The organism is Sunxiuqinia sp. sy24 (genome assembly GCF_052677165.1).
The window spans coordinates 58,682-84,710 of the sequence record NZ_JBQYLH010000002.1; the positions used below are offsets into that span (position 1 = coordinate 58,682).

A 26,029-nucleotide genomic window follows, 5' to 3' on the forward strand; every position below is an offset into this window, starting at 1 on the left:
CAAATGCAAAACAAAGGATTAATCAGAACTTTTGCCATTTTACTGGCTTTGGTTTGTGTTTACCAGCTTACGTTTACCTTTAAAGCTAAGCAGGTAGAACGCGATGCCCAGGAGTACGCTCAGGGTGATGAAACAAAGGAACGGAACTACCTGGACTCGATTGCCGGTGAGGAAGTTTATAACTTGTTAGGCTTGCGTGGTTATACCTATAAAGAAGTGAAAGCCCTGGAAATGAACCTGGGTCTTGACTTGAAAGGTGGTATGAACGTAACGCTGGAAGTTTCGGTTGTTGACTTGATTAAGTCGTTGTCGAACTACAGTGCCGATGAAACATTTAATGCAGCGATTAAGCGTGCGCAGGAATTGCAGCGCGACAGCCAGGATGATTTCGTAACGCTTTTCGGACGTGCTTTCGAAGAGACTGATCCGAATGCTCGCTTGGCAGCTATTTTCAATACGCTGGAGTTAAAAGATAAAGTAAAATACAATTCAAGCAATGCCGAAGTGTTGCAGGTTATCCGTCAGGAAACGGATGCAGCCATTGAAAACTCGTTCAACATTATCCGGACGCGTATTGACCGTTTTGGTGTTGCTCAGCCTAATGTGCAGCCCCTGCAAACGCGTGGTCGTATTTTGGTTGAATTGCCAGGAGTTGATAATCCGGAACGGGTACGTAAACTGTTACAAGGAACAGCAAACCTGGAATTCTGGGAAACCTGGGATAACAGCGAAGTGTATCCCTATATGTTGCAAGTGAATCAGCAACTGAAAGAAATACAGGAGCTGGATGCTGCTGATAAAGAAACAGACTCAGCAGAGGCTACGGAGACCGATGAAACAGCAGATGCTGCTACAGACGAAGAAGGTTCGTTGTTGGAAGAGCTGGAAACTGAAACAGCCGACTCAACAGGAGTGGATAACATGGCTGACTTCAGAAAAAACTATCCTTTGTTTGCGGTGTTAAACCCAAGCACAACGGCCGACGGACAATTGTATCCCGGACCTGTTGTGGGTACGGCTCATGTAAAAGATACTTCGGCCGTTAATACTTACCTGAATATGCCTCAGGTAAAATCGATCATCCCACGAAGCCTTCAGTTCAAATGGACTTCGAAAGCTGTGGATGAAGGTGAAAATTACTATCGCTTGATTGCGATTAAAGTAACCAGCCGTGATGGCCGTGCGCCACTGGAAGGTGATGTGATTGTAGATGCTCGTCAGGACTACGAACAATTTGGTAGCCGTCCGGAAGTGAGCATGACCATGAACTCGGAAGGTGCAAAAACCTGGGCTCGATTGACCAAAGAAAATGTAGGCAAATCAATCGCCATTGTATTGGATGACTATGTTCGTTCATTCCCCAATGTAAACGGTGAGATTACCGGAGGACGTTCAAGCATTTCAGGCTTGGAATCTGTTGAAGAGGCGAAAGACTTGGCAAACATTCTGAAGTCAGGAAAAATGCCTGCTCCTGCCCGTATCCTTCAAGAAGAAATTGTTGGACCTTCACTGGGACAAGAAGCGATTAGCAGTGGTATGTGGTCTTTCTTCATTGCCTTCGTGCTGGTATTGGCTTACATGTTCTTCTTCTACAGTAAAAACGCTGGATTGACCGCCAATATGGCCTTGCTGGCCAACTTGTTCTTTGTGATTGGAGTACTGGCTTCATTGGGTGCTGTTTTGACGCTGCCAGGTATTGCCGGTATTGTATTGACAATTGGTATGTCGGTGGATGCCAACGTGCTGATTTACGAACGTATTCAGGAAGAGCGCCGCGCCGGTAAAGGCTTGAAGCTGGCGATTGCCGATGGTTATAAAAATGCTTATTCAGCGATTATCGATGGTCAGGTAACAACCTTGCTGACAGGTATCGTTCTATACATGTTCGGTTCAGGTCCGATTAAAGGATTTGCAACTACTTTGATTGTAGGTATTTTTACTTCATTATTCTGTGCAATCTTCTTGACTCGTTTGATTTTCGAACGTCAGCTGGGTAAGGATGCGAAAATTACTTTCACTTCAAAACTGACTGATAACTGGTTGAGACATTCGAACATCAAGTTCCTGGAGAAACGTAAAATCGCTTACATCATTTCTGGTACCTTGATTGTCATCTCTATTTTGTCGTTCGCTACACGAGGGTTTAACTACGGTATCGATTTCAAAGGGGGACGTACTTATGTGGTTCGTTTTGATGAGGATGTAAAAGTGGCTGATGTGGGTAAATCCCTGACGGCTGTATACGGAGAAGCTCCTGAAGTGAAAACATTTGGTGGAAGCAACCAGGTGAAAATCACGACAGAATATAAAATTGATGAACTGACCGACGATATCGATGATGAAGTTGAGCAACTGTTGCTACAAGGATTGAAGGAAGGCGGCTTTATCGGGCAAATGGATATGGACGGCTTTATTGATCATCACCGGATGAGTTCTCAGAAAGTGGGACCAACCATTTCTGATGATATTAAGAAAGATGCTTTGATTGCAATTACCTTCTCGCTGATCATCATCTTCCTCTACATCCTTATTCGTTTCCGTAACTGGCAATATGGATTGGGAGCGATTGCTGCTCTGGCGCATGATTCGATCATCGTGTTAGGTATCTTCTCGGTGTTCTATGGTCTGTTGCCTTTCTCTTTGGAGATTGACCAGGCATTTATTGCGGCTATTCTAACGGTATTGGGTTATTCAATTAACGATACTGTAGTGGTCTTTGACCGTATTCGTGAATACATCGGGCTGCACCCAAAACGTAACCGTGAAGAAAACGTGGATGACGCCATGAATTCAACATTGCGTCGTACCTTCAGTACTTCATTGAGTACCTTTGTGGTATTGTTGGCTATCTTCCTGTTTGGTGGTACATCCATCCAGGGCTTCACCTTTGCCTTGCTGGTAGGTGTTGTGGTAGGTACTTACTCTTCCTTGTTTATCGCAACGCCAATTTCGTACGATACACAAAAAAGAGCAGTGAAAATTGCTGCTAAAAGAAAATAATTTACAGAGACTTACTTGGGAGCCCCGGCTAGTTTAGCCGGGGCTCTTTTTTTTTAAACCGAAAAGTCGCTTTGGTTACCGATGTACTGAACTTGTTTGTATATTTGTTGAAAATTTTGAAAAAATGACCCTGCATATGCTGTTTATTAGTGGTGGTGAAATCGTGTTGGTGATGATGTTGGCGCTTTTATTTTTTGGATCAAAAGCCATTCCTGATATTGCCAAAACCCTTGGAAAAGGGATGCGTGAATTTAAAAAGGCAACGAACGAGATTAAACGTGAATTTGAAGATAACACCAGCGAATTTAAACGTGATGTCGATGATATCCGGTCAACGGTAAAAAGTGAAACCAAGAAAATCAGTCAGGATATTGATCAGGTTTCTTCAAAGATGAAAGAAGAAACGTCTAAATTATCGCAGGAGGTAGAATCCATTTCTGCACAGACTGAAGAAAAGACAAACCAACTGAGCCACGAGGTTGAGGAGGCTTCGACCAAGCTCGAAGAAACGAACGCTGAACTTTCTCCGGAAAAAGAAGGAAAATTAAAGGACTGAACCCTTTAACTCAAAATCATGCCAATTGTATTGTATAGTTTGGCAATGCTGCTTTGTTTTATCCTATTGGCACGCATTGTTGATCAGTTTTTTGTTGTTTCTCTCGATCGGATTTCAAGTGATTTGAAGTTGTCGTCTGATGCTGCTGGTGCCACGCTGATGGCTGTTGGTTCCAGCGCACCGGAATTGTTTGTCGCTCTTTTTTCAGTTCTGAAACAAGGAGATCACGAAGCGATTGGAATTGGAAGCATCGTTGGAAGTGCCCTTTTTAACTTACTCGGAATTGTTGGTGTGGTGGCATTGGTTCGCAAAACGGTGTTAACCTGGCAGCCTGTTATTCGCGATATTTTATTTTACTTAATTGCTGTGGCGCTCTTGCTCTGGGGGATTTTCGATGGAAGCTTCAGTATGTGGGATGCCGCTGCTTTTCTATGTGTTTATGTGATTTATGTGGTTGCTGTCGTTCGGTGGCGAAAAATATTTCCCTATAAGGATATGGAGTTTACTCCTGATGAGCAGCCCGAAAGCGGTGAGGAACCAGCAGCGTCGAATATGGTCGACAAAATGCTCGGTTTCATTTTTCCCAAAGCAGAAAAGTACTACCTCGTATTTTTTGTGTCCATTGTATTGATTGCCGGCTTAAGCTGGGTTTTGGTTGAATCAGCCATTCATTTTGCATATATTCTCGATATTCCTGAGGCTATTATTGGGTTGACGGTTTTGGCGGTTGGAACTTCGGTGCCCGATTTGATATCGTCACTAATTGTAGCCAAGCAAGGGCGGGGCGATATGGCAATCAGCAATGCTATTGGATCCAATATCTTTGATATCTTGGTTGGCCTGGGCTTACCGTTTATGATTGCCATGTTTATTTATGGGGGAACCATTGAAGCCGGAGGTCAGAATTTATTGGAATCTTCTTTCATCCTTTTTGCATCCGTTATTGCTTTTGCGTTGCTTCTATTAATTAAACGCTGGAAAATTAACTGGGTAACCGGTGTCGTATTGTTGGGCTTATATGTGTTTTATTTGGTTCGCGAAATCGTCTTACTTTAATTATCTTTAGGGCTCATTAAAATCTATCTAGTTTGATTGAGGTTCAAAATATAACCAAATCGTTTGGCAAGCTTCAGGTGCTTAAAGGCATCAACTTGCACATCCCCCAAGGAAAACTGTACAGCATTGTAGGCCCTAGCGGTGCCGGAAAAACAACCTTATTGCAGATTATGGGAACCTTGAGCAAGCCCGATTCAGGCGATTTGGCCATTCGCGATCAGGCGGTGTTTGCAATGGATGAGAAACGCTTAGCTGCTTTCCGAAATCGCGAAATAGGTTTCGTTTTTCAATTTCATTATTTACTCCCCGAATTTAATGCCTTGGAGAATGTGTGTATTCCGGCTTTCATCGCTAAAAAGTCGAAAAAGGAGGCGGAAGCTAAAGCCCGGGATTTGCTCCATTTTTTGGGATTAAAAGACCGGATGACTCATAAGCCGGCAGAATTGTCTGGCGGCGAACGCCAGCGCGTAGCTGTTGCCCGGGCTTTGATTAATGATCCGGCCATGATTTTAGCCGATGAACCCTCGGGTAACCTGGATTCCAAAAACCGGGAAGATTTGCACGACCTGTTTTTTACACTCCGCGACCAGTTTAACCAAACATTGGTGATTGTAACCCACGATGAAGATTTTGCTCGCCAATCGGATAAGATTATCCGTATGCGCGATGGTTGGATTGAAGATTAGCTACTAAATCACCGATTGACAATCAAGATCTTGAACACGTCTTATTCTTCCTTGTTATTTAGTTGACATTGATGGAGACTGACGGAAAGCTTTTGCCGGGCAGCCGTTCAATGGCAATACGTTTAATTAAAGCACATGGAGACATTCGAAGAACGGCGCCAGCTGCTGGACGAAAAGGCCAGCCAATATAATCATCCGGATTTTATAGCCACCGACCCCATACAGATTCCCCGGCAATTTGCACGGAAAGAAAATGTTGAAATCGCCGGATTTCTTGCGGCTACCATTGCCTGGGGGCAACGGCCAACCATCATTAAAAATGCGTTTAAACTGATGGCGATGATGGATCAAAAACCGTTCGACTTTTTAAAAGATACGGAAGAGGCTGACTGGGGAGATTTTCTTGATTTTAAACATCGAACGTTTAATGGTGTGGATTGCCTGTTTTTTTTGCGCTCACTCAAAAATATTTATGAGAATCATGATGGGTTGGAAGCGGTTTTTACCAAAGGTTACCAGTTCGATCAAACGGTGGCTTCAGCCTTGCGCTACTTTCGGCAGGTTTTTTTTGACGTGTCCTATGAGCGCCGATCGCAAAAACATGTATCCAATATTGACAGGGGAGCTTCAGCTAAACGTTTGAACATGTATTTGCGCTGGATGGTGCGGCAGGATGACCGGGGAGTGGATTTTGGCCTGTGGAAACAGATTCCGATGTCGGCGCTGCTTTTACCGTTGGATGTGCATACGGGGCGGCAGGCAAGGCAGCTAGGCCTGCTCACCCGAAAGCAGGATGACTGGAAAGCCGTGTTGGAGCTCACCGACAAATTGCGTGCGTTTGATCCCCATGATCCGGTGAAATATGACTTCGCCCTTTTCGGGATGGGGGCTTTCGAGTAATTGGCAGAATATGACCTTGTTATAGTATATTGTTTCGGGCTATTTTGTATCTTCAAGTCGTTAACCTCTAAACCAAAATAACGAATGAAAAGACGAAATTTCCTCAAGGGCTCGGCAGTTCTGGCCGGAGCTACGGTAAGCGGACAGCTTGCGGCTAATGGCACACCTTTAAATTCAGAAAAAGAGATCTACGAATGGCGTGTGTACCATTTTAAAAATGGCGGACAGAAAAATAAGGTCGGCCGCTTTTATCAGGAAGCGCTCATTCCGGCGATGAATGAAAATGGCGTGAGAGTAGGTGCTTTTGGCGAATACGGACTGACTGATCCGCCAACAGTTTATTATTTGCTGGTGTATCCTTCCATGGCCGAATATTCCCGGGTGAAAAAAGCGGTTTGGAAAAATGAATCCTTCCTAAAGCAAGCGACGAATTATTTTGAAGACACAGCTGAAAGTGGCACTTACAGTCGTTTTGAGACTTATCTATTGGAGGCTTTTGATGCAATTCCTCAGTTGCGGCAGCCTGATGAGGGGCGTGGGTTGTTCGAACTACGCACTTACGAAAGTAATAACGAAGAAGCTTGCCAGCGTAAAATCAACATGTTTAATAAGGAAGAGCTAGCCCTGTTTGACCAGGTGGGATTACATGCTACTTTCTTTGGCGAAATACTTGCCGGGCCGCAAATGCCGGCTTTGGTGTACATGCTTTGGTTTAAAGATATGGAAGAGCGGGAAGCGAACTGGAAAAGGTTTGTTAGTAGCCCGGAGTGGAAGACGATGAGCCAAAAGCCGGAATATGCGCATACCGTAAGTGTGGTCAATAAAGAATTTCTGATTCCATTCGATTATTCTCAAATCTGATTGGACTTAGAATGACCTGGTTTGACAACTTAAAAATTGCGCTCAATCGGTTGATAGGAGAATGGTTTTCGTTTATTAATAAGATGTTATTTCGGATTGATTTAATGAACCTTTTCCCGATTTGTTTGATATGTTTATAGCGATAATTCAACATAAGTGATTCCAGACTGGTTACCGTGAGAAATTTATTCGCAGGTTGACGGTTCTGTTATTACCAACTTTGTATAACGCTGACGATTAATCAGGCTTGAGACGTCGGCATAAATTCTTTATTCATGATTCAGAAAATAATGACGCCATTTCAGAAGTTTGTTAAAATTGAGAGTTTTAGCGGGATCCTTTTAATGACGGCGACGATTTTGGCCTTGGTGTGGGCCAATTCGCCACTTGCCCACTTGTATGAGTCGCTTTGGGACTACAAGCTGGGATTTACTTCCGAACATTTCAGTTTGAACAAGCCGCTTATTTTATGGGTCAATGATGGTTTGATGGCTATTTTCTTTTTTCTGATCGGCTTGGAAATTAAGCGTGAGTTGCTGATTGGAGAATTGAATACCCTCAAAAAGGCAGCCTTCCCTTTGTTTGGAGCATTAGGAGGAATGCTGGTGCCAGTGGCCTTATTTCTGTTAATGAATAATAATCCGGAAACGGTTCAAGGTTGGGGGATTCCGATGGCTACCGATATTGCTTTTTCGCTGGCTATCCTCAATGTTCTTGGAAAACGGGTACCTGTTAGTCTGAAAGTTTTTCTGACTGCTTTTGCTATTATCGACGATTTGGGAGCAGTAATTGCCATTGCGGTATTCTACACCTCGGGCATGCAATGGGCTTTGCTTTTATATGCCTTCGGCCTGTTAGCGCTTCTTTTTATTTTGTCGTCACAAAAAGTTTATTCCAAATACCTGTTTTTTATTGTTGGTGTTGTGGTCTGGGTATTGTTTCTCAAATCAGGCGTTCATCCAACCATTGCAGGTGTGTTGATGGCTTTTACCATCCCCATTCGTCAACGGATTGGCGTGTCGAACTATACCAGCAAGTTGAATGGAATACTGGAGGGACTGAAACTCTCCGGATCAACAAAAAAACCAATTTTGACGAACCAGCAAATAGAGCAGATGGATGAGCTTGAAGACCTGACTGATAAGGTGCAGTCGCCTTTACAGCACCTGGAACACCGCTTACATGGCTGGGTTGCTTATCTGATTCTTCCGGTTTTTGCCTTGGCCAATGCCGGCATCTCTATCGGAATGGATGTTCAATTGGATGTTGCTTTGATAGCCTCTATCGTGGTGGGCTTGGTTGTTGGAAAAACGGTTGGAGTAAGTTTATTCGCTATGCTTGGACAAAAGTTGAAACTGGTTGATTTTCCGGATGGGGTGAACCTGAAAAATATTCTAGGCGTGGCGATGTTGGCCGGAGTTGGATTTACCATGTCTATTTTTATTTCGAATCTGGCCTTCACCGATGCGGTATTAACGGATTCGTCTAAAGTTGGTATTTTACTCGGTTCATTGATTGCCGGAGTAGCCGGTTATGTTTTCTTGTACTTCAACGGTACAAAAAAGACTTCGTAGCTTGCGTATTATTCGATAAAATTTGTTTCGGGAAGATATCCTGAATGTAGACTGAAATAGCTTGGCAGCTCAACTGCCAGGCTATTTTTTTTGATTTAGGTTTTATCTTTTCTCAGTCGAGGAGGATTAATATGCGATGCTGCTAGCCCGCTGTTGAGTTTATCAAAATTCAAGAAATAGTTCATACAGCATATTCCTTTAGTTGTAACGGGGAATAAAAATTTAAATATTTGCCATCCCTAAGCCAATTAACTAGCGATCATTATTTTTTAGAGGATTCCGAAAGGACTATTTAATTACTAAAGACCTAAATGTTAATCGATGAAAAAAATGAAATTGATTTTATTATTTGTAGGACTACACCTGCTGCTTCTCCAGTCATGCAGTAAGAGTTCAGAAGTTACTTCAGCGACCCCTGTTCTTGAAATTGCCCAAAGCAAACTTGAAATTGGCTTTTTGGCTCAGGAATCCTCCTCCAGCATTAAAGTTGCTACCAATGCCGAAAACCTGCAAATTGTAAGTTCCGATAGTTGGTGCATGACCAGCTACGACAGCCAATCCAAGAATTTAACGATTTCTGTAGACGAAAATGCAGCACTTACATCGCGCAGTGCAACGGTAAAACTCACCCATGCCAACTTAAGCGAAACCATTACAGTGATGCAGTTTGGCATAGAACCTTCCATTTTTGTTTCCATCGATACCTTAATGACCGATTTTAAATCGAAGGATATCACTATTGAGTTGTACTCTAATGTTGGCGTGAAAGCTGAAAGCGAGGTCGATTGGATTGAAAATACAACGAAACTAAAAAGCGTATCAATTGATCCGGTGAAGTATAGTTTCAATTTTAACATTAAAAACCTTTCAGATAGTGACGTCCGCGAAGGGCATATTTATTTTCAACACGAAGAAGGAGATTTGGCCGACACGGTGTTTATAAAACAGCTGATTATTACTTCGGACGATTACGAACCTACGTCTTCTGACGTTTTTGAGAAAGATCAGAAACTGCCGGTGCTTTCAGCTACTCTTACGCCATCCGATAAGTACCAGTCTGGCCAGAATATTGACAAAACACTGGATGGCGAGCTGGGGACTATCTATCATTCGCCATGGGGAGGTATGCCCGACAAGCCGGCAATTACATTCGAGTACCTGTTGGATCCGGAGCAGTCTCCGGTAATGAATTACCTGGTGTTGCATCCGCGCACCAGTGGTGCCAATGGGATTATTAAAGCTGCTACGGTATGGGTGAAAACCCAGGAAAAACCCACCTATGAAAAAGTGGCCGACATTGCTGCATCCAATAGCAATAACCCTTTGGTTGTATCTTTCGAAACGCCTGTTCTGAACCCTCGAGGGATTAAGATTATTGTGACTGATGCTTACACGCATGATGCCGGTAAATACTATGTTTCTCTGGCCGAGTTCGAGTGCTATGAAAGTAAGTCTGTTAATGCGCTGGATGCAGATCTGGAATTTTTTACTGATGCTACTTTTTCGGAGCTAGTCCCTGGGTTACAGGTAAATGACCTTGCTCAAATTCAAAACCAGTTTTTGCAAAATATTGCAGCTTACCTACTGACGGAGAAATATCCAAAGGAATTTCGGGTGCAGGAATACGAACCATACCGACCGGTTGGAGAGTTGGCTTCCGAATTGAAAACAAGTGCTTACAGTCAGTTTGAGAATCCCACGGGCGTCTATTTCGCAGCCGATGAAGAAGTCATCCTGTTTGTAGGAGAGAAACAGGGAGCCGACATGCAGCTGCGAGTGAAGGACTTTGGCCCCTCGGGAGATGACAATTTCTATCCCTTAAAGCAAGGATTGAATGTATTGAGTATGAAAGGCCAGGGAAATGGTTACATCAGCTATTATAGTAGCAACTATGAAAGCCTGCCGAAGGTAAAAGTGCATATTGCATCCGGACAAGTTAATGGTTACTTCGATATCAATCGGCACACCAACGAAGATGGACGAAACTTGCTGGAGCAGGCAGTAAGCGAAATTATGGATATTAAAGGCGAACGGGTGCAGTTGGCTTACAGTGTTAACTCATTGAAAAACTACAGTCTGAATAGTTTGTACGATCTGACAACTATTTATGATAGCATTGTGAGCAGCCAGCAAACGATGATGGGACTTCGCAAATACAACAGGCTGCCCAAAAATCATATGCTGGGTCGCGTTATTTGGGACGGTTATATGCATGCTGATGGCTGGGGGGCTGCTTTCCACGATAATACCATGAGTACCATTGCTGATCCGCAGAAACTGAAGAATAGCAATTGGGGACCGGCTCATGAGTTTGGCCATGTGAACCAGACCCGCCCGGGACTGGTGTGGGTGGGTACGACGGAAGTAACCAACAATATTTTCTCCAAATGGTGCCAGTTTAATTATACGCCGTACAGTATGCGATTAGAGCATGAAAATGTTGGCGGTACTGTAGGCGGTCGTTTTAATGCTTATATGAACAATGCCTTTATTAATCAACAGGAGTGGGGGCTTCAGGCTGGACCCGATTCAGATTATGGTGCGAATAGTAGTAATGTATGGGGTGGCGATGTTTTTGTAAGCTTGGCACCGTTGTGGCAGCTGCAGTTGTTTTTCCATATTGCAGGTGAAGGCAATGACTGGTATCGACCCTATTTCTATGCCGATGTTTTTGAAGCTGTTCGAAATACGAATGAGAACGGAATGTTGCATGGTCAACTGCAGATGAATTTCGTAAAGAATGTGTGTGACGCGGTGCAGTATGATCTATCCGACTTCTTCACTCAAATTGGGATGCTGCAACCGGTTGATAAAATGTTTAATGATTATACCAGCCGGCAAAAGACCATCACGCAAAGCATGATTGATGAGACGGTTAGTTATATCAGTCAGTATCCAAAGCCAGCGTTGAATCATTCGATGCAGTACATTTCAGTCAATAGTTATCAGGCCTATAAAAACCGCTTGCCGGTAGTTGGAACTTATGGTGAGGGGGTCGTAGCTTTGAGTAATCAGGTAAAAGTAGATCATGCGGCATGGAGAAATGTCACTATATTTGAAACTTTCTCCGGAGATGAGCTTATCCGGATAACCATAGTGGGCACAGGCGATGCCAACAATCGGTCTACCCTGGTTGCCTATCCGGCAGGTGCAACACGAATTGAAGCGGTGGCATTTGACGGCACACGAACGCTGGTTTATGGAGAATAGAGGAGATAGGCTACTTATTTACTACTAATTTATATTGAACAATAAACACATGATGAACAAAAAGCAGTTCTTGCGAATTTTAGCCGCAGCATGGCTATTATTCTGTCTTCAGACAGGCTTGGGCAAAACACTTGTCCACGCTCAGGTCCTTATCCCAACAACCGGCAACAGCTGGGTGATCAATAATGGTTTGAAAACTACTGAAAACATAGGAAAAGACGGTATCCGCTTTCATAGCAGTTTCTCCAAAACATTCCGAACCTTCTTTTATGCAGAAAACACCGGTCAACTTAAGCTTGGGATTCGAGGTCAAGTCAGCGGTGGAAACGCCCGGGTGAAAATCACCGTGGGGAAACAGGAAAAAATAGTTGAGATGGCAAATGAAGCGTTGACCATTCTGTGGGCTGGTGATTTTACCTTGAAAAATCCCGGTTATCAGCAGGTTGATATCACGAGCCTTTCAGGGGACGCTGATGTTTATATCAGCGATGTGGCGGTAGACGGACAGCCAGTGGAAAGTGATTTTTATTTTGCGAAAGATGATTTTTACTGGGGACGTCGCGGACCATCGGTGCATTTGCGCTACCTGGTTCCCGAAACGGTAAAAGATGTCACCTATTTTTACAATGAAATTACGGTTCCTGAAGGCGAAGATGTGATTGGCTCCTACTTTATGGCCAATGGTTTTGGTCAGGGTTATTTCGGCATTCAGGTGAATTCAGAAGAAGAGCGGCGTATTTTATTTTCGGTTTGGAGTCCGTTTCATACCGATAATCCGGATGAAATTCCCGAAGATCAACGCATCAACATGCTCCGTAAAGGAGAAGGCGTACATACTGGCGAATTTGGTAATGAAGGATCTGGTGGACAAAGCTACAAGAAGTTTATGTGGAAAGCCGGAGTTACCTACGGTTTCTTGCTGAAAGGGGTGCCAAGCGGAGACAATTCGACCACATTTACCGCATGGTTTTTCGATCCCGAAGCAGGAGATTGGTCGCTGATTGCCAGTTTCGATCGGCCACAAACAAACACCTACCTGACAGGTTTGCATTCGTTTTTGGAAAACTTTATTCCACAGGCCGGTATATACACCCGTAAAGTGCAGTACACCAACCAGTGGGTGGTAGATGCTAAAGGAAATTGGACAGAACTGAATCAGGCTGCTTTTTCAGCTGATGCTACGGCCCGGAAGAATTCGCGCCTCGACTATGCCGGCGGGCAGCTTGGTGATGCTTTTTATTTGAAAAACTGCGGGTTTTTTACGGGGAAAACGGATTTCGGTGCAGAGTTTATCCGTAAGTCAAAAGGGGAGCACCCAATAATCAATTTTAACTCATTGCCTTAAGACAGAACCTCGAAAAGCATTCTCTTCGGATTGATAAACTTTGATGAATGCATTGTGAAAAATAAAACGCGGAGCTAGCTGATATTCGGTCAACTAGCTCCGCGTTTTATTTTTGGGGGATCATTTCAAGTCACGATTGTGTCTTGAACAAAATATGACTATTTTTAAGGCTTATTTTTCAAAACCTGTCTATCTAATCGCAATACAAATAATAAACGAATGACTAAAATCAGAATGAAACGTTTCCTGCTTACGGCTTGCTTGCTTTGTGCGGTGGCTCCGATTTATGCGCAAAATACGACTTACACCAAAGGCTTGTCGGTTTGGTTTGATGAGCCGAATGATTTGAGTGGAAAAGCCATTTGGTATGGTGGTGATGAAAGTCGCTGGAAAGGAGAGGATAAACCCATTTCAGCCGGAAATTCGGCTCGTAATTCAGATCAGGATTGGGAGTCGAGATCCTTGCCATTGGGTAACGGAAGCCTGGGTGCCAATGTGATGGGCTCGGTAGCTACGGAGCGAATTACTTTGAACGAGAAAACCCTGTGGCGGGGTGGCCCCAACACAGCTAAAGGAGCAGCTTACTATTGGAATGCAAATAAGCAGTCCGCTCATTTGCTTGACGATATTCGCCAGGCTTTTGTAGATGCCGATCAGGAAAAAGCAGCCAGGCTGACCCGCGAAAATTTCAATGGTTTGGTTCCTTATGCATCGGATGCCGAGAAAACGTTTCGTTTTGGAAATTTCACCACTATGGGGGAGCTGTACATTGAAACTGGAATTGAAGAGTCTGCCATCAGTGGATATCAGCGAATTCTTTCTGTTGATTCGGCCTTGGCGGTGGTTCATTTTCAGGCAGATGAGGTGGACTACCAACGCCGGACTTTTATTTCTTATCCCGATCAGGTGATGACCATCCGGTTTTCGGCCAATGAAAAAGGCAAACAAAACCTGACATTTAGCTACGCGCCTAATCCGGTTTCAGAAGGTGAAATACAGGCTGATGGACAAAATGGACTGGTTTACACCGGTCGGCTCGATAATAATAACATGCAGTTCGTGATTCGGATTCAGGCTATCACGCAAGGTGGAACCTTGTCGAATGCAGGTGGTCAGCTGACGGTAAACGGAGCCGATGAAGTGGTTTTCCTGCTTACGGCGGATACCGATTACCAGATGAATTTTGATCCGGACTTTTCAGATCCGAAAGCCTACGTGGGGGTTGAACCGCTTGCAACAACTCAAAGCTGGATGAAACAAGCAATGCGCAAGGGCTACGACCAACTTTTCAGCAATCATTACCAGGATTATTCTGCCTTGTTTAACCGAGTTCAGCTTGACTTGAATCCAACAGTTGAAAGTCTGGTTTTGCCAACAAACAAACGCTTGGAGCGATATCGTGCTGGAGAAAAAGATTTTCACCTGGAGGAACTGTATTACCAGTTTGGCCGCTACCTGCTCATCGCCAGCTCGCGTCCGGGTAACCTACCGGCTAATTTGCAGGGCCTTTGGCACAACAATGTTGATGGGCCTTGGCGGGTGGACTACCACAATAACATTAACGTGCAAATGAACTACTGGCCGGCCTGCGCCACTAGCCTGGATGAATGTATGCTGCCGATGATTGATTTCATTCGCACGTTGACCAAACCGGGTGCCGAAACGGCCAGGTCCTATTTTGGTGCTCGTGGATGGACTGCTTCCATTTCAGGAAACATCTTTGGTTTTACGGCTCCGCTAACCAGCCAGGATATGTCGTGGAATTTTAACCCAATGGCCGGACCGTGGCTGGCGACCCATGTTTGGGAGTATTACGATTATACGCGCGATAAACAGTTTCTGAAAGAAACAGGCTATGAGCTAATCAAAAGTAGTGCGCAGTTTGCGGTGGACTATTTGTGGCATAAGCCTGATGGAAGCTATACCGCAGCGCCGTCAACGTCTCCCGAACATGGCCCGGTTGATCAGGGAACCACCTTCGTACACGCAGTGGTTCGTGAAATCCTGTTGAATGCCATGGAAGCCAGTGAGATTTTAGGAGTCGACAAGCAGGAACGCAAGCAGTGGGCTGAGGTTTTGGAAAGACTGGCTCCTTATCAAATTGGGCGCTATGGTCAATTGATGGAGTGGTCGGAAGATATTGATGATCCGAAAGATAAGCACCGCCATGTGAACCACCTGTTTGGCTTGCATCCGGGACATACGATTTCGCCTATTGTGACTCCGGAATTGGCGGAAGCTTCGCGCGTGGTTTTGGAACATCGGGGCGATTTTGCTACCGGATGGAGTATGGGTTGGAAGCTAAACCAGTGGGCGCGCCTGCACGATGGCGATCATGCCTATAAATTGTATGGCAACCTGTTGAAAAACGGAACGCTGGATAACCTGTGGGATACGCATCCACCATTTCAGATTGATGGAAACTTTGGAGGGGTAGCCGGAGTTACTGAAATGCTGCTACAAAGTCACATGGGCTTTATTCATTTGTTGCCTGCTCTTCCTGCGGCCTGGGGAAGTGGATCAATCAGCGGACTTTCGGCACGCGGTAATTTTCAGGTTTCTTTGAAATGGAAGGATAACCAACTTTTGCAAGCTACAGTTAGTTCAAATGCAGGTGAAACTTGCACGATTCGTTATCTTGATCAGGAATTGACTTTCAAAACCCAAAAAGGAAAAAGCTATAACATTCGGCATCGTGATGGCGCATTGAAGCTGGAAAACTAATCCTCAGAATGGAGGAGATGATTTAAGAAGACCAGGCTTAAAAGCCGGGCGAAGAAGAGAAGCATTTTTTCGATGCTTCTCTTCTTTTTAGATCATCCTGTTAAATAGTTCGGCTTTAAATTGATCAGAATCAATTAATTTAGCATATTTATTTCAAATTAAGTTGCTGAAATAAAATAGCCTGAACTAAAGTTACCTCCTATGAACCTCACTAAACCACCGAGAATACTGCTTTGGATACCGCTGCTAGTTGGAAGCACAGCATGGGCACAGCCCAAACCCAACATTTTGTGGATCACCATTGAAGATACTTCTCCCCAATTTATTGGATGCTATGGCAATGAAGATGCCCGGACACCTGTCATTGACCGGTTGGCCGGCGAAGGCGTTCGTTTTACCAATGCGTTTTCTACCGGAACAGTTTGTTCGCCCAGCCGATCAGCCATTATAACCGGCGTGAAGACCTATAAAACCGGCACCGGAAATCACCGGAGCAACTATCCGGTTCCGGAGTCAATCAAAGGATTTCCTTATTACCTGAAGTCGGAAGGTTACTACACCACCAACAACAGTAAAACTGACTACAATGTAGCCCGGGCTAAGGATTTTATAAAAGAAGCCTGGCATGAAAGCTCGGGCAAGGCGGGCTGGTGGAACCGACAGCCGGGGCAGCCCTTTTTTGCCGTTTTTAACTTGGTAGATAGTCACCAATCCCGAACCATGACAGAAAGTTATGCGTGGTATGAACAGCATGTGCTGGAACATCTGGAAGAAGCAGAACGCATTGGCAATGATGATTTTGAGATGCCACCATTTTACAATGACAACCCCGAAATGCGCAGGCAGATGGCCCGTGTCTATAATTCCATCAAACTAACGGACAATAAGATTGGAGCTTTGTTGACCCGCCTGGAAAAAGATGGACTGAGAGACAGTACGATTATCTTCTTTTATGCCGATCATGGAGAGGGCATTCCGCGTGGAAAAACCAACGGAATCAACCTGGGGTACCGGGTGCCGTTTGTGGTTTGGTTTCCTGAAATGTACAAGGACCTTTCGCCTTGGGGAACGGGCGTAGTTACGGATGAGCTGGTTGATTTTACAGATCTGGCACCAACGATGATCCGTTTGGCAGGAGGAGAGCTTCCTGCACACTTGGAAGGCCGAAGTTTGCTGGGAGCCGATCGCTCTGAAAAGGCGGATTACCTTTATTTATCGTCTGATCGCTCAGACAATGGAATCGATAAAGTTCGAACGGTGACGGATGGAAAGTTTGTGTATTCCCGAAATTTTATGCCGTTTATGCCTGAAGCCCGCTATATTCGCTATATGGAAATTGGGGAGATTAAGCAGCAAATGCGCAAGGAACTGGCTGAAAACAAGCTGAATGACTTGCAGCAAAGCTTGTTTGCAGAACGATCCGCTGAATTTCTATATGACATTGAAAATGACTCATGGGAAACCAATAATCTGGCTACTGATCCTGATTTCAAGCCCATTTTGGAGCAAATGCGCAGCCAGTTGAAAATGGAGATTCTTCGTGCTCGTGATGTTTTGCTTTTGCCCGAATATGAAATTGGCTTGATTTCAGAAACAACAACGCCGTATGAATTCAGGCTGAAGGACCAAAACTATCCGGTTGAGGAAATCTACAAGGCTTCTTCCTTGTCGGGAATACGAGGGAAGAAGGTTTCCAGGCAGCAGCTTAAATTGCTTCAGTCCGATAATAAAATTGTTCGCTACTGGGCCATGCTTGGCTTAAGATCTCAGCGTCCGGAATACTTGAGAGCATGCGAGCCTGAAATTGTTCAGGCCATGAAGGATAGCTATCCTCCTGTGGCGATTACTGCTTCGGCAATGGCTTTTCAGCTATTTCAAAATGAAGCCGCAGAAAATCAGCTAAAGCAATTTTGCGTCAGCGACAATATGGATCTGGCCTTGATGAGTTTGAATTACTTGCTATATGTTGATAATAAACAGCCATTTGTTGAGGTCGTTAAGGCCGTTCGTGAAAAGAAGATAAGCATTTATAATGTGAAGGCGGCCTGTGCTGATTTTCTCGGAAGCTTGGGGCTGCTACCAAATAATACGGATTTCCGACAGTAGCGATCTGTTCAAAAAAGTTTTCAATTTTTAGTGATATCAAAGATGATCAAATTTAACAATTCATATCGGTTGGCGGCGGTTAGCATAGCCATTCTTACGGGAGGAGCTGCTTGTTCAGTCAACAGGGTTTCGAGTGAAGAAGCAGCTAAACCCAATATTGTGGTTGTGTTGATTGATGATGCCGGCTATGCCGATTTTGGTTTTATGGGATGCCAGGATTTGAAAACCCCAAACATCGACCGCTTGGCTAGTCGTGGGGTGGTTTTTACTGATGCGCATGTGTCGGCAACAGTTTGTGGACCTTCGCGTGCAGGAATTATGACCGGGCGTTACCAACAGCGATTTGGTTTTGAGTGCAATCCTTCGGCTGATTCTTGCCATGTGAGTTTAAACGAGCTCTCCATTGCTTCGGCCCTGAAAAAGGCTGGTTATAAAACGGGTGCTTTTGGTAAATGGCACTTGGGTGATCAGCCTGGCTACCGCCCTAACGAGCGGGGGTTTGACTGCTATTGGGGGTTTCTCTAATTCCCTATTTGAAAGGTGAAAAGCAGGGGAGTCCTCACAAGCAGCTTTTTTGGCGTAAAGATGAAATGGCGGCAGTTCGTTCGGATTCCATGAAGTTGATTCGGGTTGAGCGTTTGCCGGTGGTGATGTATAATTTGTCTGACGATTTGGAAGAAACGAATGATTTGGCATCCAATGCACCTGAAGTTACAGCCCATATGGAAACTGCCTTGGAGAATTGGGAAAAGGGACTGATGGAACCCTTATGGACCGAAGGAGCGACTTGGGACACCATTTCCTGGATGATTCATCAGGATTTGATGTTAAATCGTGCGGTTCGGGTTAAAAATCCGAGACAACTGAATCAATGGAAACAAAAAATGGATTAGTCGCAGCCACATTTAAAAACTTAACTATTTTTAAAAAATGAAATTATCAAAGGAACTAACGACCCTGACTTTTGTTTTGCTGACCTTGTTTTGTTCCGCTCAAAACAACAAGCAACAGCACTTCGAGCCTGGAGCACTTTGGCCTGACAACAATGGTGTTCATATCAACGCACATGGCGGTGGTCTGATGGAGTTCGAAGGAACCTACTATTGGTATGGGCAGCATATGATTGAAGGCAAAGCAGGCAATCGGGCCATGGTAGGCGTGCATGTTTACTCGTCCAACGATTTGTACAACTGGAAAGATGAGGGAATCGCACTTCGGGTTTCAAATGATCCCGAGAGCCCGATTGTAAAAGGCTGCATTATTGAGCGTCCGAAAGTTATTTTCAATAAAAAGACTGGGAAGTTTGTGATGTGGTTTCATCATGAATTGAAAGGAATGGGGTACTCCGCTGCAAAAACCGGACTGGCCGTGGCCGATTCACCTACCGGTCCGTTTCAATACATTCACAGCGTCAACCCGAACGCCGGACAGTGGCCGCTGAACTTTACCGCTGAGCAAAAGCAAATGAGTTTTCCGAAAGAATTGAAGAGCTGGTCGGAGGAATGGCTTGAGGCCGTTGCCGGTGGTTTGTTTGTTCATCGTGATTTTGGAAAAGGGCAAATGGCTCGCGACATGACCCTGTTCGTGGATGATGACGGAAAAGCCTACCATATTCATGCTTCGGAAGAAAATCTAACTTTGCATATTTCAGAGTTAACCGACGAATACACGGCATTTACAAATCGCTATGTTGCGGTATTGCCTGCCGGTCATAATGAAGCACCAGCGATTTTTAAGAAAGATGGAAAATATTATCTGATTGCTTCAGACTGCACGGGCTGGGCACCCAATGCTGCGCGGTCGTTTGTGGCTGATCAGATATTTGGGCCGTGGGAATCGTTGGGGAATCCTTGTCGGGGAACTGAAGAACAGATGAACACGACCTTTGACTCACAAAGTACATACATCGTTGAAAACCCCAAAAAAGCAGGGGAGTTTATCTTTATGGGTGATCGCTGGATGCCGGAAAATGCCATCGACGGACGCTACATCTGGCTGCCCATCATGTTTGAAAATGACAAGCCGGTTATTCACTGGCAGGAAAAATGGCAACTGAATTAACAGCTAATTATTCAATATCAATAAGTAATGAAAAATCTACTACTGACTACAACTTGCATGGCTGCTGTTGCGGCCTGCACAACAAGTGAAAAACCAGCAACAGAGCTTAAGCCCAACATCGTTGTGATTTACCTCGATGACTTAGGCTATGGTGATGTGAGTGCCTATGGGGCGACTCAGATTAATACACCAAACATGGATGCGTTGGCTAACGGAGGCGTAAGGTTTACCGATGCGCATGCTACTTCGGCTACCTGTACGCCCAGTCGTTTTGGCTTGCTAACGGGCGTGTACCCTTGGCGAAATAAGGATGCCAATATTCTTCCGGGTACGGCGCCTTTAATTATTGATACCGCTCAGGTAACCATCCCTAAGATATTGAGTAAAGCAGGCTATCATACCGGGATCGTGGGTAAATGGCACCTTGGCCTGGGAACCGGAGTGGTTGATTGGAATGGACATATTGCTCCCGGACCGAACGAGGTGGGATTTGATGATGCGTACATTATGGCAGCCACGCAGGATCGGGTGCCAACCGTGTATATCGACAATGGCTATGTGGATAATTTGGATCCTAATGATCCAATTGAAATTAGCTATCAACACAACTTTGAGGGTGAGCCAACAGGAAAGGATAACCCGGAATTGTTGACCATGAAATGGCATCATGGGCATAACAACAGCATTGTGAATGGAGTTCCTCGTATTGGTTTCATGAAAGGCGGAGAGGCCGCCAAGTGGAGCGATGTGGATATGGCAGATCATTTTCTGGCCAAAGCGCAGGAGTATGTCAAAGATCACAAGAATGAGCCTTTCTTTTTGTATTATGCCATGCAGCAACCCCACGTGCCACGTACGCCGCATCCTCGTTTTGTTGGTTCTACGACCATGGGACCTCGTGGTGATGTAATTGTTGAGGCCGACTGGTGTATTGGCGAGTTTATGAAAACGCTGGAGGAAGAAGGTTTGTTGGAAAATACGCTGATTGTATTGACCAGTGATAATGGGCCGGTAATCAATGATGGTTACTACGACGATGCCGTTGAGAAATTAGGGAGTCATACTCCTTCAGGTCCTCTTCGCGGCGGAAAATACAGTTTGTTTGAAGCTGGTACGCGTGTGCCATTTATCACCTACTGGAAAGGCAAAGTTGAACCTCAGGTATCCGATGCTCTGGTTTGCCAGATGGACTTGTTAGCTTCTTTTGCCTCTTTGGTTGGTACAGAAGAGAAGACGACTGATAGTCAGGATTTCCTTCCGGTTTTGCTGGGCGAAAGTACTACCGGACGCGAGAATCTGGTGCTTGAAGCTACCAGTCGTACAGCCCTGCGTAAAGGTGATTGGCTGATGATTCCTCCCTACAGGGGGGCGGCTAAGATTCAAAGTGTTAATATTGAGATTGGGAACTCGAAGGATTTTCAGTTGTATAATCTGAAAGACGATTTGGGACAGCAGCAGAACCTGGCTCAGGAGCATCCGGCGAAACTGGAGGAGATGATTGAAACCTATACCACGCTTCGAGGTGTCGACAGATCAAAAATAAAGCCAATTGAACTGAAATAGTTGGAGTAAGAAGAAATTGAAGTTTTTTTGAAAATACCGTGGGGGTGACCTCATGGTATTTTTTTTTGAATGCTATCGTGCTTGAGTAGTAAACTGAAATATTGCAAGAAACGAAAAAAGACCCACTGAATAAACAGCAAGTCTTTTTTAAAGTGAGGTCTCTGGCGGATTCGAACCGCCGTACGCGGTTTTGCAGACCGCTGCCTAGCCACTCGGCCAAGAGACCTTTTCGTAATTGGACTGCAAATGTAATAAAATTTTCCACTTCTACACAAGAATTCTTCATGAGAAGAATATAGTAACGGGTAGAATTTTGCTTGTCGATCAGGAGAGGATTTCAGATTGAAGGGTGCAAAACGATTTACAGAAAGGGCATAGGGGTTGATAATCACCGTTGAGCATATTCTCCTTGCATGCATGAATCATCATTCTTATTGGGTTGGAGCTACCAAATTTGGCTCTGATATTTTTTAAATGGGTTCGTACGGTTGGCGTACTAATATTTAAGGCTTTTGCTATTTGCATGGTGTTTTCGGACTTGACCCAACACGATAGAATCTCTTTCTCCCTCAAAGTCAGGGCTTGATGGATTTGGTCCTGTTGGTCTTTCTCCATTAAGGTGTTGATTAGTTTGGGACACAGGTATTTCCCGGAGTCCATAATTTCATGGATGGCCAGAATCAATTTACTGCTTGAACATGTTCTGAGTAAATAACCATTAACGAGATGCATCAATGTTTCCAGAAAATTATGACATACTAATCCGGAGACAATCAGAACTTTAAGCTGGGGGTAAGCTTGACGAATACGTTTAACGATCTCAATACCTTGAGGAGAGATGTAGGATAGTTCTGTTATCATTAATTCCGGTTTGTTAACGCGAATACGCTCCAAAAGCGTGGCTAATCTGTTAGTCGTGACTTCAAGAACCTGAATTTCCTTCACTTTGGATAAGACAGAAGCGAGGCCTTCAGCCATTAATCGCTGGTCATATGAAATACAGATATTGATCTTTGTTGGCGAATACATGCGACTTGAATTTGCCTATTCAAGTTACAAAAAAAAAGCATGGGATAACTGCTGTCCGTCAGCATATTAATGAGTGTTTCTTTTCCTGCGTTGAGTTGTTCTCAACTTGTGTTTATATCGGTCTGTGATTTTGCAGGAGATAAAATGCATAGATAGAGGATTGTCGGAAAGTTGGGATTGGTGTAACTTATTTCTCATTCCCTCTTAGTTTTTGCGCACGTAAATTTCAGATCATGTAATTAAAAATTTATCACCATGAAAAAGAAATCGTTGACTTACTTTGCTTATGTTATTATGATTCTGATGCTGAGTTCCCTCAATGCTTGCCAGAATCAGATGTATGATCCGGCGGTGGATGATCCGTTGAGCTTGAAGAAGGGGGGAGGAAGACCAGCTGATGTTGATAAGGGTGACTTGTATGGCGATTTGGTGGAAGTTGAGCGGAACGACTCAGGAGTGCCTGTGCTCTATGCGTTGCGGTACAAAGTTGACTATCAAGATCAAGCTGTTGAAGGTTATATCGATGTGACCAATCCGAAACTTAATGGTGTTTTTGACTTAACTGTTTTGGTTCGTGATGAAGATGGGTTTGTTGAGATGGAAACGCCAACTGGCGGAGGTGACCCTATCCCCAAAACGGAACCTGCAACGATTAATCCGGGCGATGACAAGATTTTGAATCTGGAGGATGACGGCTTTTCACCCATCGTTCTTTATGATGCTGAAGGCGAAATGCTACCTGCTGTTGTTGAGCATGTTATTCCTGTGGAGCAGGGACGGCTTAATCTGATTCGGACCACAGAAGATGTAATTGACCGGCGTATGAAAGAAGTGATAAAGAACTTTGGCGATGGTACCGTGGCCGATGTCATTCGCGACTATTGTGGGCGCTTGTTTATGTTGCGCACCGAGGCAGTACGCACTGAAGGTGTTGAAGATAAGCCTATTGATTCGCCCTTGGAGAATATGGCGGTCTATTACCAGCTAATGGTTTATGGTTTTAGTCAGTCGGCAATGGATAATGGCTTACTCTTTTTAGTTCAGGAGGAGCCTGAAATTGGCGGATTTAATTTTCAATCGCGTTTGGACGACCGCTGGGGTGAAGGCTCTTTTAGCTATGATATGCTCGTCAGTGCCGAACAACGCGATTTCGTAGCCAACCTGGCTGCTGCTTGTATTGCTGCTGCTTCGGATAAGACAGATCGACTAATCATTGACGAAATTGCGCTGGTTAACCGTTTCTTGAATATCCCTAAAGCCATTGGAAATGATATTGACAAGCCTGCGGAGCAAGTAATTTCTTTTTTACCTTATGTTGAGCAAGAAGTGCGCATGATGGATAAAACGGATAAGCATGAGTATAAGAAATACCGCTACTATGTGGACTATTCTTTCTTTAACTACAATCGAACCAAATTTGAGAATACTTTGATTGATTATTGCACCATTGTGGGTGACTACGATGAGGACAGCACGTTGATCGGTACACACAAGGAGGTGTTGGTTGCAGACCTGCGTTTGCATGATATCTTGATGGGGGATGCCCCGCTGACTGCTGATGCCAATGAGACTTACGTTTACTCTCAGAAGTCTAACCAGCCAACGTCCGGAGCCTTGGGATTTGCAAACCAGGCCGATGACTATGTGCAGGCACTGGAAGTGGTGCATAATAACGAGGAATTTCTGGTTTGGAAGTTGCCGACCCCGACCTGGGACTATCCGGGCTACATCCCCTTTCGGGAAGACGCTCCGTTTTACTACACTCAGCCGGAAGATTCGCACAGTAAAAAGCCGGAAGGAAAAGGAGATGACAGTACAATGGATAAGGGAGGGGAAGGTCACTGATACCTTTGATTTTATTGGTGATACAGCTTGCTGTTAACCCATTGAAATGAGAGGTATTTAGAAGTTTAAATTGCCGATAGAAAATTGCAAGTGTTTAATTCGGTCTGATTGATAAAGAACTTTGTGAAATAACTGCGGAATGCCTGTTTGTCGACAGGCATTCTTTTTTTGTTGCGTTGTGCCATCTCCTAAGGGTTGTAGCAGAGGTTATTCTGTGTCCGCGTTGTCGTTTGTTGATCCATGAAAAAGAAAAAGTTTTAAAATTTTGCCAGAAACATGAGTAGGTTTTTCTATTGACAAGGTATTAACAGAAACGTATGAGTAAGTATGACCAATAAGAAAAAAAATACCTTGGCTTTATTTGATGAGATTGTTGACTTTCTGAAAAAGCAAGAAGCCACTACGGACATTGATGAGAAAAAGCACTTGTGGAATAAAATAATTCAAACAACAGCTCATACAAGACGACAGAAGAGGGTGCGAATTTATGCTTCCTTGACTACTGCAGCTGCAGCAGCTGTTTTAGTGGGGCTACTGATATGGATTGAACCTGCAAGCCGGTCTGAAGATGAAACGAAGCTAAACATGGTTTTTTCAGAGGTCTCCATCCCCAAGCAAGCTTCTGATATCATTCTCATGGTTTCTGATAGCAATGAAATTCGAATTGATAAGGATACGGCGGTGGTCAACTTTTTTGAAAAAGGGAAGATTACAGTAAATAACAAGGCAATAGCAACCCAGAGTTCGTCAAAGGGGATGGAAGAGAAATATAACCAAATCATAGTCCCCGGAGGGAAACGGACCATGTTAACGTTATCGGATAGCACAAAAATCTGGATCAATGCGGGTACACGTGTTGTTTTTCCGAAAGAATTTAAAGGAGTTAAGCGGAAAATTTTTGTTGATGGAGAGGCTTATCTGGAAGTAGCTAAAAATACTGAAAAGCCTTTTATTGTTGAAACACCTGTCCAGTTTGAAATTGAAGTTTTAGGAACTTCGTTTAATGTTTGTACTTACGATGAATTAGAATTTGCGACAGTTGTTCTTGTTCATGGGAGTGTTGAGCTCAAAGGAGTTGGACGGCAGAAGAGAATTATGAGTCCAAATCAACTCGTCCGAATTGATGAAAAAGGGGTATTGGATGAAACGATTTCAGTAAATGCTGAGGACTATACCAGTTGGACCAAAGGAATAATGGTTTTGAACTCCTGGCCTTTTTCAGAGGTGTTGAAAAAGCTTCAAATTTATTTTGGTGTTTCGTTGGAGGTCGATCAATCACTGGATGAAATCATTTCTGGACAACTGGCTCTTAAAGACAATTTTGAAGAAGTACTTTCCGGTTTACAACACATTGTTGCTTTCACTTATTCGAAGGATCAGAATGGAATATATAAAATTGAGAAGCATTGACTTTCTTAATAAGAGGATATAGAAAATTACAAACACGAACCTAAAATCTAAATGAATAAAAACGAATTGCCTATGAAGAGATGACGAAACAGAAAGAATAAAA

18 protein-coding genes and 1 tRNA gene are annotated in these 26,029 nt (G+C 44.1%); 17 read left to right on the plus strand and 2 right to left on the minus strand.

From position 1 onward, the window contains the following. The first annotated feature begins 3 nt into the window (after positions 1-3). The 15 genes from secDF (at position 4) to ACUNWA_RS02525 (ending at position 21,642) form a co-directional block, all read left to right on the plus strand. Positions 4-3,000: a protein translocase subunit SecDF gene (secDF, locus tag ACUNWA_RS02455; protein ID WP_445590294.1), complete on the plus strand. Its 2,997-nt coding sequence runs from the start codon at positions 4-6 to the stop codon at positions 2,998-3,000. 124 nt (positions 3,001-3,124) lie between these two features. Then, the gene (locus ACUNWA_RS02460; RefSeq protein ID WP_445590295.1) at positions 3,125-3,556 is read left to right on the plus strand and encodes a twin-arginine translocase TatA/TatE family subunit; all 432 of its coding nucleotides are present in this window, start codon (positions 3,125-3,127) and stop codon (positions 3,554-3,556) included. Between the two features lie 18 nt (positions 3,557-3,574). Beyond that, positions 3,575-4,612, plus strand: a complete 1,038-nt coding sequence (locus ACUNWA_RS02465; protein WP_445590296.1) for a calcium/sodium antiporter — start codon at positions 3,575-3,577, stop codon at positions 4,610-4,612. 32 nt (positions 4,613-4,644) lie between these two features. Further along, positions 4,645-5,298: an ABC transporter ATP-binding protein gene (locus ACUNWA_RS02470; protein ID WP_445590297.1), complete on the plus strand. Its 654-nt coding sequence runs from the start codon at positions 4,645-4,647 to the stop codon at positions 5,296-5,298. A 135-nt stretch (positions 5,299-5,433) separates the two neighbouring features. After that, positions 5,434-6,198, plus strand: a complete 765-nt coding sequence (locus tag ACUNWA_RS02475) for a TIGR02757 family protein (protein WP_445590298.1) — start codon at positions 5,434-5,436, stop codon at positions 6,196-6,198. An 84-nt stretch (positions 6,199-6,282) separates the two neighbouring features. Beyond that, the gene (locus ACUNWA_RS02480; RefSeq protein WP_445590299.1) at positions 6,283-7,059 is read left to right on the plus strand and encodes an NIPSNAP family protein; all 777 of its coding nucleotides are present in this window, start codon (positions 6,283-6,285) and stop codon (positions 7,057-7,059) included. A 275-nt stretch (positions 7,060-7,334) separates the two neighbouring features. Then, entirely contained in the window at positions 7,335-8,633 is a 1,299-nt protein-coding gene (gene nhaA, locus ACUNWA_RS02485) for a Na+/H+ antiporter NhaA (RefSeq protein WP_445590300.1), read from the plus strand. Positions 8,634-8,954: 321 nt separating this feature from the next. Then, entirely contained in the window at positions 8,955-11,843 is a 2,889-nt protein-coding gene (locus tag ACUNWA_RS02490) for a M60 family metallopeptidase (protein ID WP_445590301.1), read from the plus strand. Between the two features lie 49 nt (positions 11,844-11,892). Continuing rightward, on the plus strand, positions 11,893-13,188 hold the full coding sequence (locus tag ACUNWA_RS02495) for a DUF3472 domain-containing protein (protein WP_445590302.1): 1,296 nt from the start codon (positions 11,893-11,895) through the stop codon (positions 13,186-13,188). A gap of 219 nt (positions 13,189-13,407) precedes the next feature. Further along, entirely contained in the window at positions 13,408-15,912 is a 2,505-nt protein-coding gene (locus ACUNWA_RS02500) for a glycosyl hydrolase family 95 catalytic domain-containing protein (protein ID WP_445590303.1), read from the plus strand. A gap of 201 nt (positions 15,913-16,113) precedes the next feature. Further along, positions 16,114-18,018: a sulfatase-like hydrolase/transferase gene (locus tag ACUNWA_RS02505; protein ID WP_445590304.1), complete on the plus strand. Its 1,905-nt coding sequence runs from the start codon at positions 16,114-16,116 to the stop codon at positions 18,016-18,018. A 42-nt stretch (positions 18,019-18,060) separates the two neighbouring features. Beyond that, a complete protein-coding gene (locus ACUNWA_RS02510) occupies positions 18,061-18,543 on the plus strand; it encodes a sulfatase-like hydrolase/transferase (RefSeq protein ID WP_445590305.1) in 483 nt (160 codons plus the stop codon). A gap of 8 nt (positions 18,544-18,551) precedes the next feature. Beyond that, a complete protein-coding gene (locus tag ACUNWA_RS02515) occupies positions 18,552-18,911 on the plus strand; it encodes a hypothetical protein (protein ID WP_445590306.1) in 360 nt (119 codons plus the stop codon). A gap of 37 nt (positions 18,912-18,948) precedes the next feature. Further along, positions 18,949-20,079 carry a glycoside hydrolase family 43 protein gene (locus ACUNWA_RS02520; protein WP_445590307.1) on the plus strand — a complete coding sequence of 377 codons (1,131 nt, stop codon included), beginning with the start codon at positions 18,949-18,951 and terminating at the stop codon, positions 20,077-20,079. A 27-nt stretch (positions 20,080-20,106) separates the two neighbouring features. Continuing rightward, positions 20,107-21,642 carry a sulfatase family protein gene (locus ACUNWA_RS02525; protein WP_445590308.1) on the plus strand — a complete coding sequence of 512 codons (1,536 nt, stop codon included), beginning with the start codon at positions 20,107-20,109 and terminating at the stop codon, positions 21,640-21,642. A 155-nt stretch (positions 21,643-21,797) separates the two neighbouring features. Here ACUNWA_RS02525 and ACUNWA_RS02530 read toward each other — a convergent pair. After that, positions 21,798-21,868: transfer RNA gene (locus ACUNWA_RS02530), tRNA-Cys, on the minus strand. Positions 21,869-21,966: 98 nt separating this feature from the next. Then, a complete protein-coding gene (locus tag ACUNWA_RS02535) occupies positions 21,967-22,671 on the minus strand; it encodes a LuxR C-terminal-related transcriptional regulator (protein ID WP_445590309.1) in 705 nt (234 codons plus the stop codon). Between the two features lie 255 nt (positions 22,672-22,926). On the opposite strand from ACUNWA_RS02535, the gene ACUNWA_RS02540 reads away from it, so the two are divergent. Then, on the plus strand, positions 22,927-24,516 hold the full coding sequence (locus ACUNWA_RS02540) for a hypothetical protein (RefSeq protein ID WP_445590310.1): 1,590 nt from the start codon (positions 22,927-22,929) through the stop codon (positions 24,514-24,516). Positions 24,517-24,843: 327 nt separating this feature from the next. Beyond that, positions 24,844-25,926, plus strand: coding sequence for a FecR family protein (locus tag ACUNWA_RS02545; RefSeq protein WP_445590311.1), 1,083 nt, complete (start codon positions 24,844-24,846; stop codon positions 25,924-25,926). Positions 25,927-26,029 lie beyond the last annotated feature (103 nt).

What these genes read in the sequence shown, in the direction of transcription:
- ACUNWA_RS02525 (WP_445590308.1), top strand. Translation starts at nt 20,107, where the DNA reads ATGAAAAATCTACTACTGACTACAACTTGCATGGCTGCTGTTGCGGCC.
- secDF (WP_445590294.1), top strand. Translation starts at nt 4, where the DNA reads ATGCAAAACAAAGGATTAATCAGAACTTTTGCCATTTTACTGGCTTTG.
- ACUNWA_RS02460 (WP_445590295.1), top strand. Translation starts at nt 3,125, where the DNA reads ATGACCCTGCATATGCTGTTTATTAGTGGTGGTGAAATCGTGTTGGTG.
- ACUNWA_RS02475 (WP_445590298.1), top strand. Translation starts at nt 5,434, where the DNA reads ATGGAGACATTCGAAGAACGGCGCCAGCTGCTGGACGAAAAGGCCAGC.
- ACUNWA_RS02505 (WP_445590304.1), top strand. Translation starts at nt 16,114, where the DNA reads ATGAACCTCACTAAACCACCGAGAATACTGCTTTGGATACCGCTGCTA.
- ACUNWA_RS02465 (WP_445590296.1), top strand. Translation starts at nt 3,575, where the DNA reads ATGCCAATTGTATTGTATAGTTTGGCAATGCTGCTTTGTTTTATCCTA.
- ACUNWA_RS02510 (WP_445590305.1), top strand. Translation starts at nt 18,061, where the DNA reads ATGATCAAATTTAACAATTCATATCGGTTGGCGGCGGTTAGCATAGCC.
- ACUNWA_RS02495 (WP_445590302.1), top strand. Translation starts at nt 11,893, where the DNA reads ATGATGAACAAAAAGCAGTTCTTGCGAATTTTAGCCGCAGCATGGCTA.
- nhaA (WP_445590300.1), top strand. Translation starts at nt 7,335, where the DNA reads ATGATTCAGAAAATAATGACGCCATTTCAGAAGTTTGTTAAAATTGAG.
- ACUNWA_RS02535 (WP_445590309.1), bottom strand. Translation starts at nt 22,671, where the DNA reads ATGTATTCGCCAACAAAGATCAATATCTGTATTTCATATGACCAGCGA.
- ACUNWA_RS02520 (WP_445590307.1), top strand. Translation starts at nt 18,949, where the DNA reads ATGAAATTATCAAAGGAACTAACGACCCTGACTTTTGTTTTGCTGACC.
- ACUNWA_RS02545 (WP_445590311.1), top strand. Translation starts at nt 24,844, where the DNA reads ATGACCAATAAGAAAAAAAATACCTTGGCTTTATTTGATGAGATTGTT.
- ACUNWA_RS02490 (WP_445590301.1), top strand. Translation starts at nt 8,955, where the DNA reads ATGAAAAAAATGAAATTGATTTTATTATTTGTAGGACTACACCTGCTG.
- ACUNWA_RS02540 (WP_445590310.1), top strand. Translation starts at nt 22,927, where the DNA reads ATGAAAAAGAAATCGTTGACTTACTTTGCTTATGTTATTATGATTCTG.
- ACUNWA_RS02500 (WP_445590303.1), top strand. Translation starts at nt 13,408, where the DNA reads ATGACTAAAATCAGAATGAAACGTTTCCTGCTTACGGCTTGCTTGCTT.
- ACUNWA_RS02480 (WP_445590299.1), top strand. Translation starts at nt 6,283, where the DNA reads ATGAAAAGACGAAATTTCCTCAAGGGCTCGGCAGTTCTGGCCGGAGCT.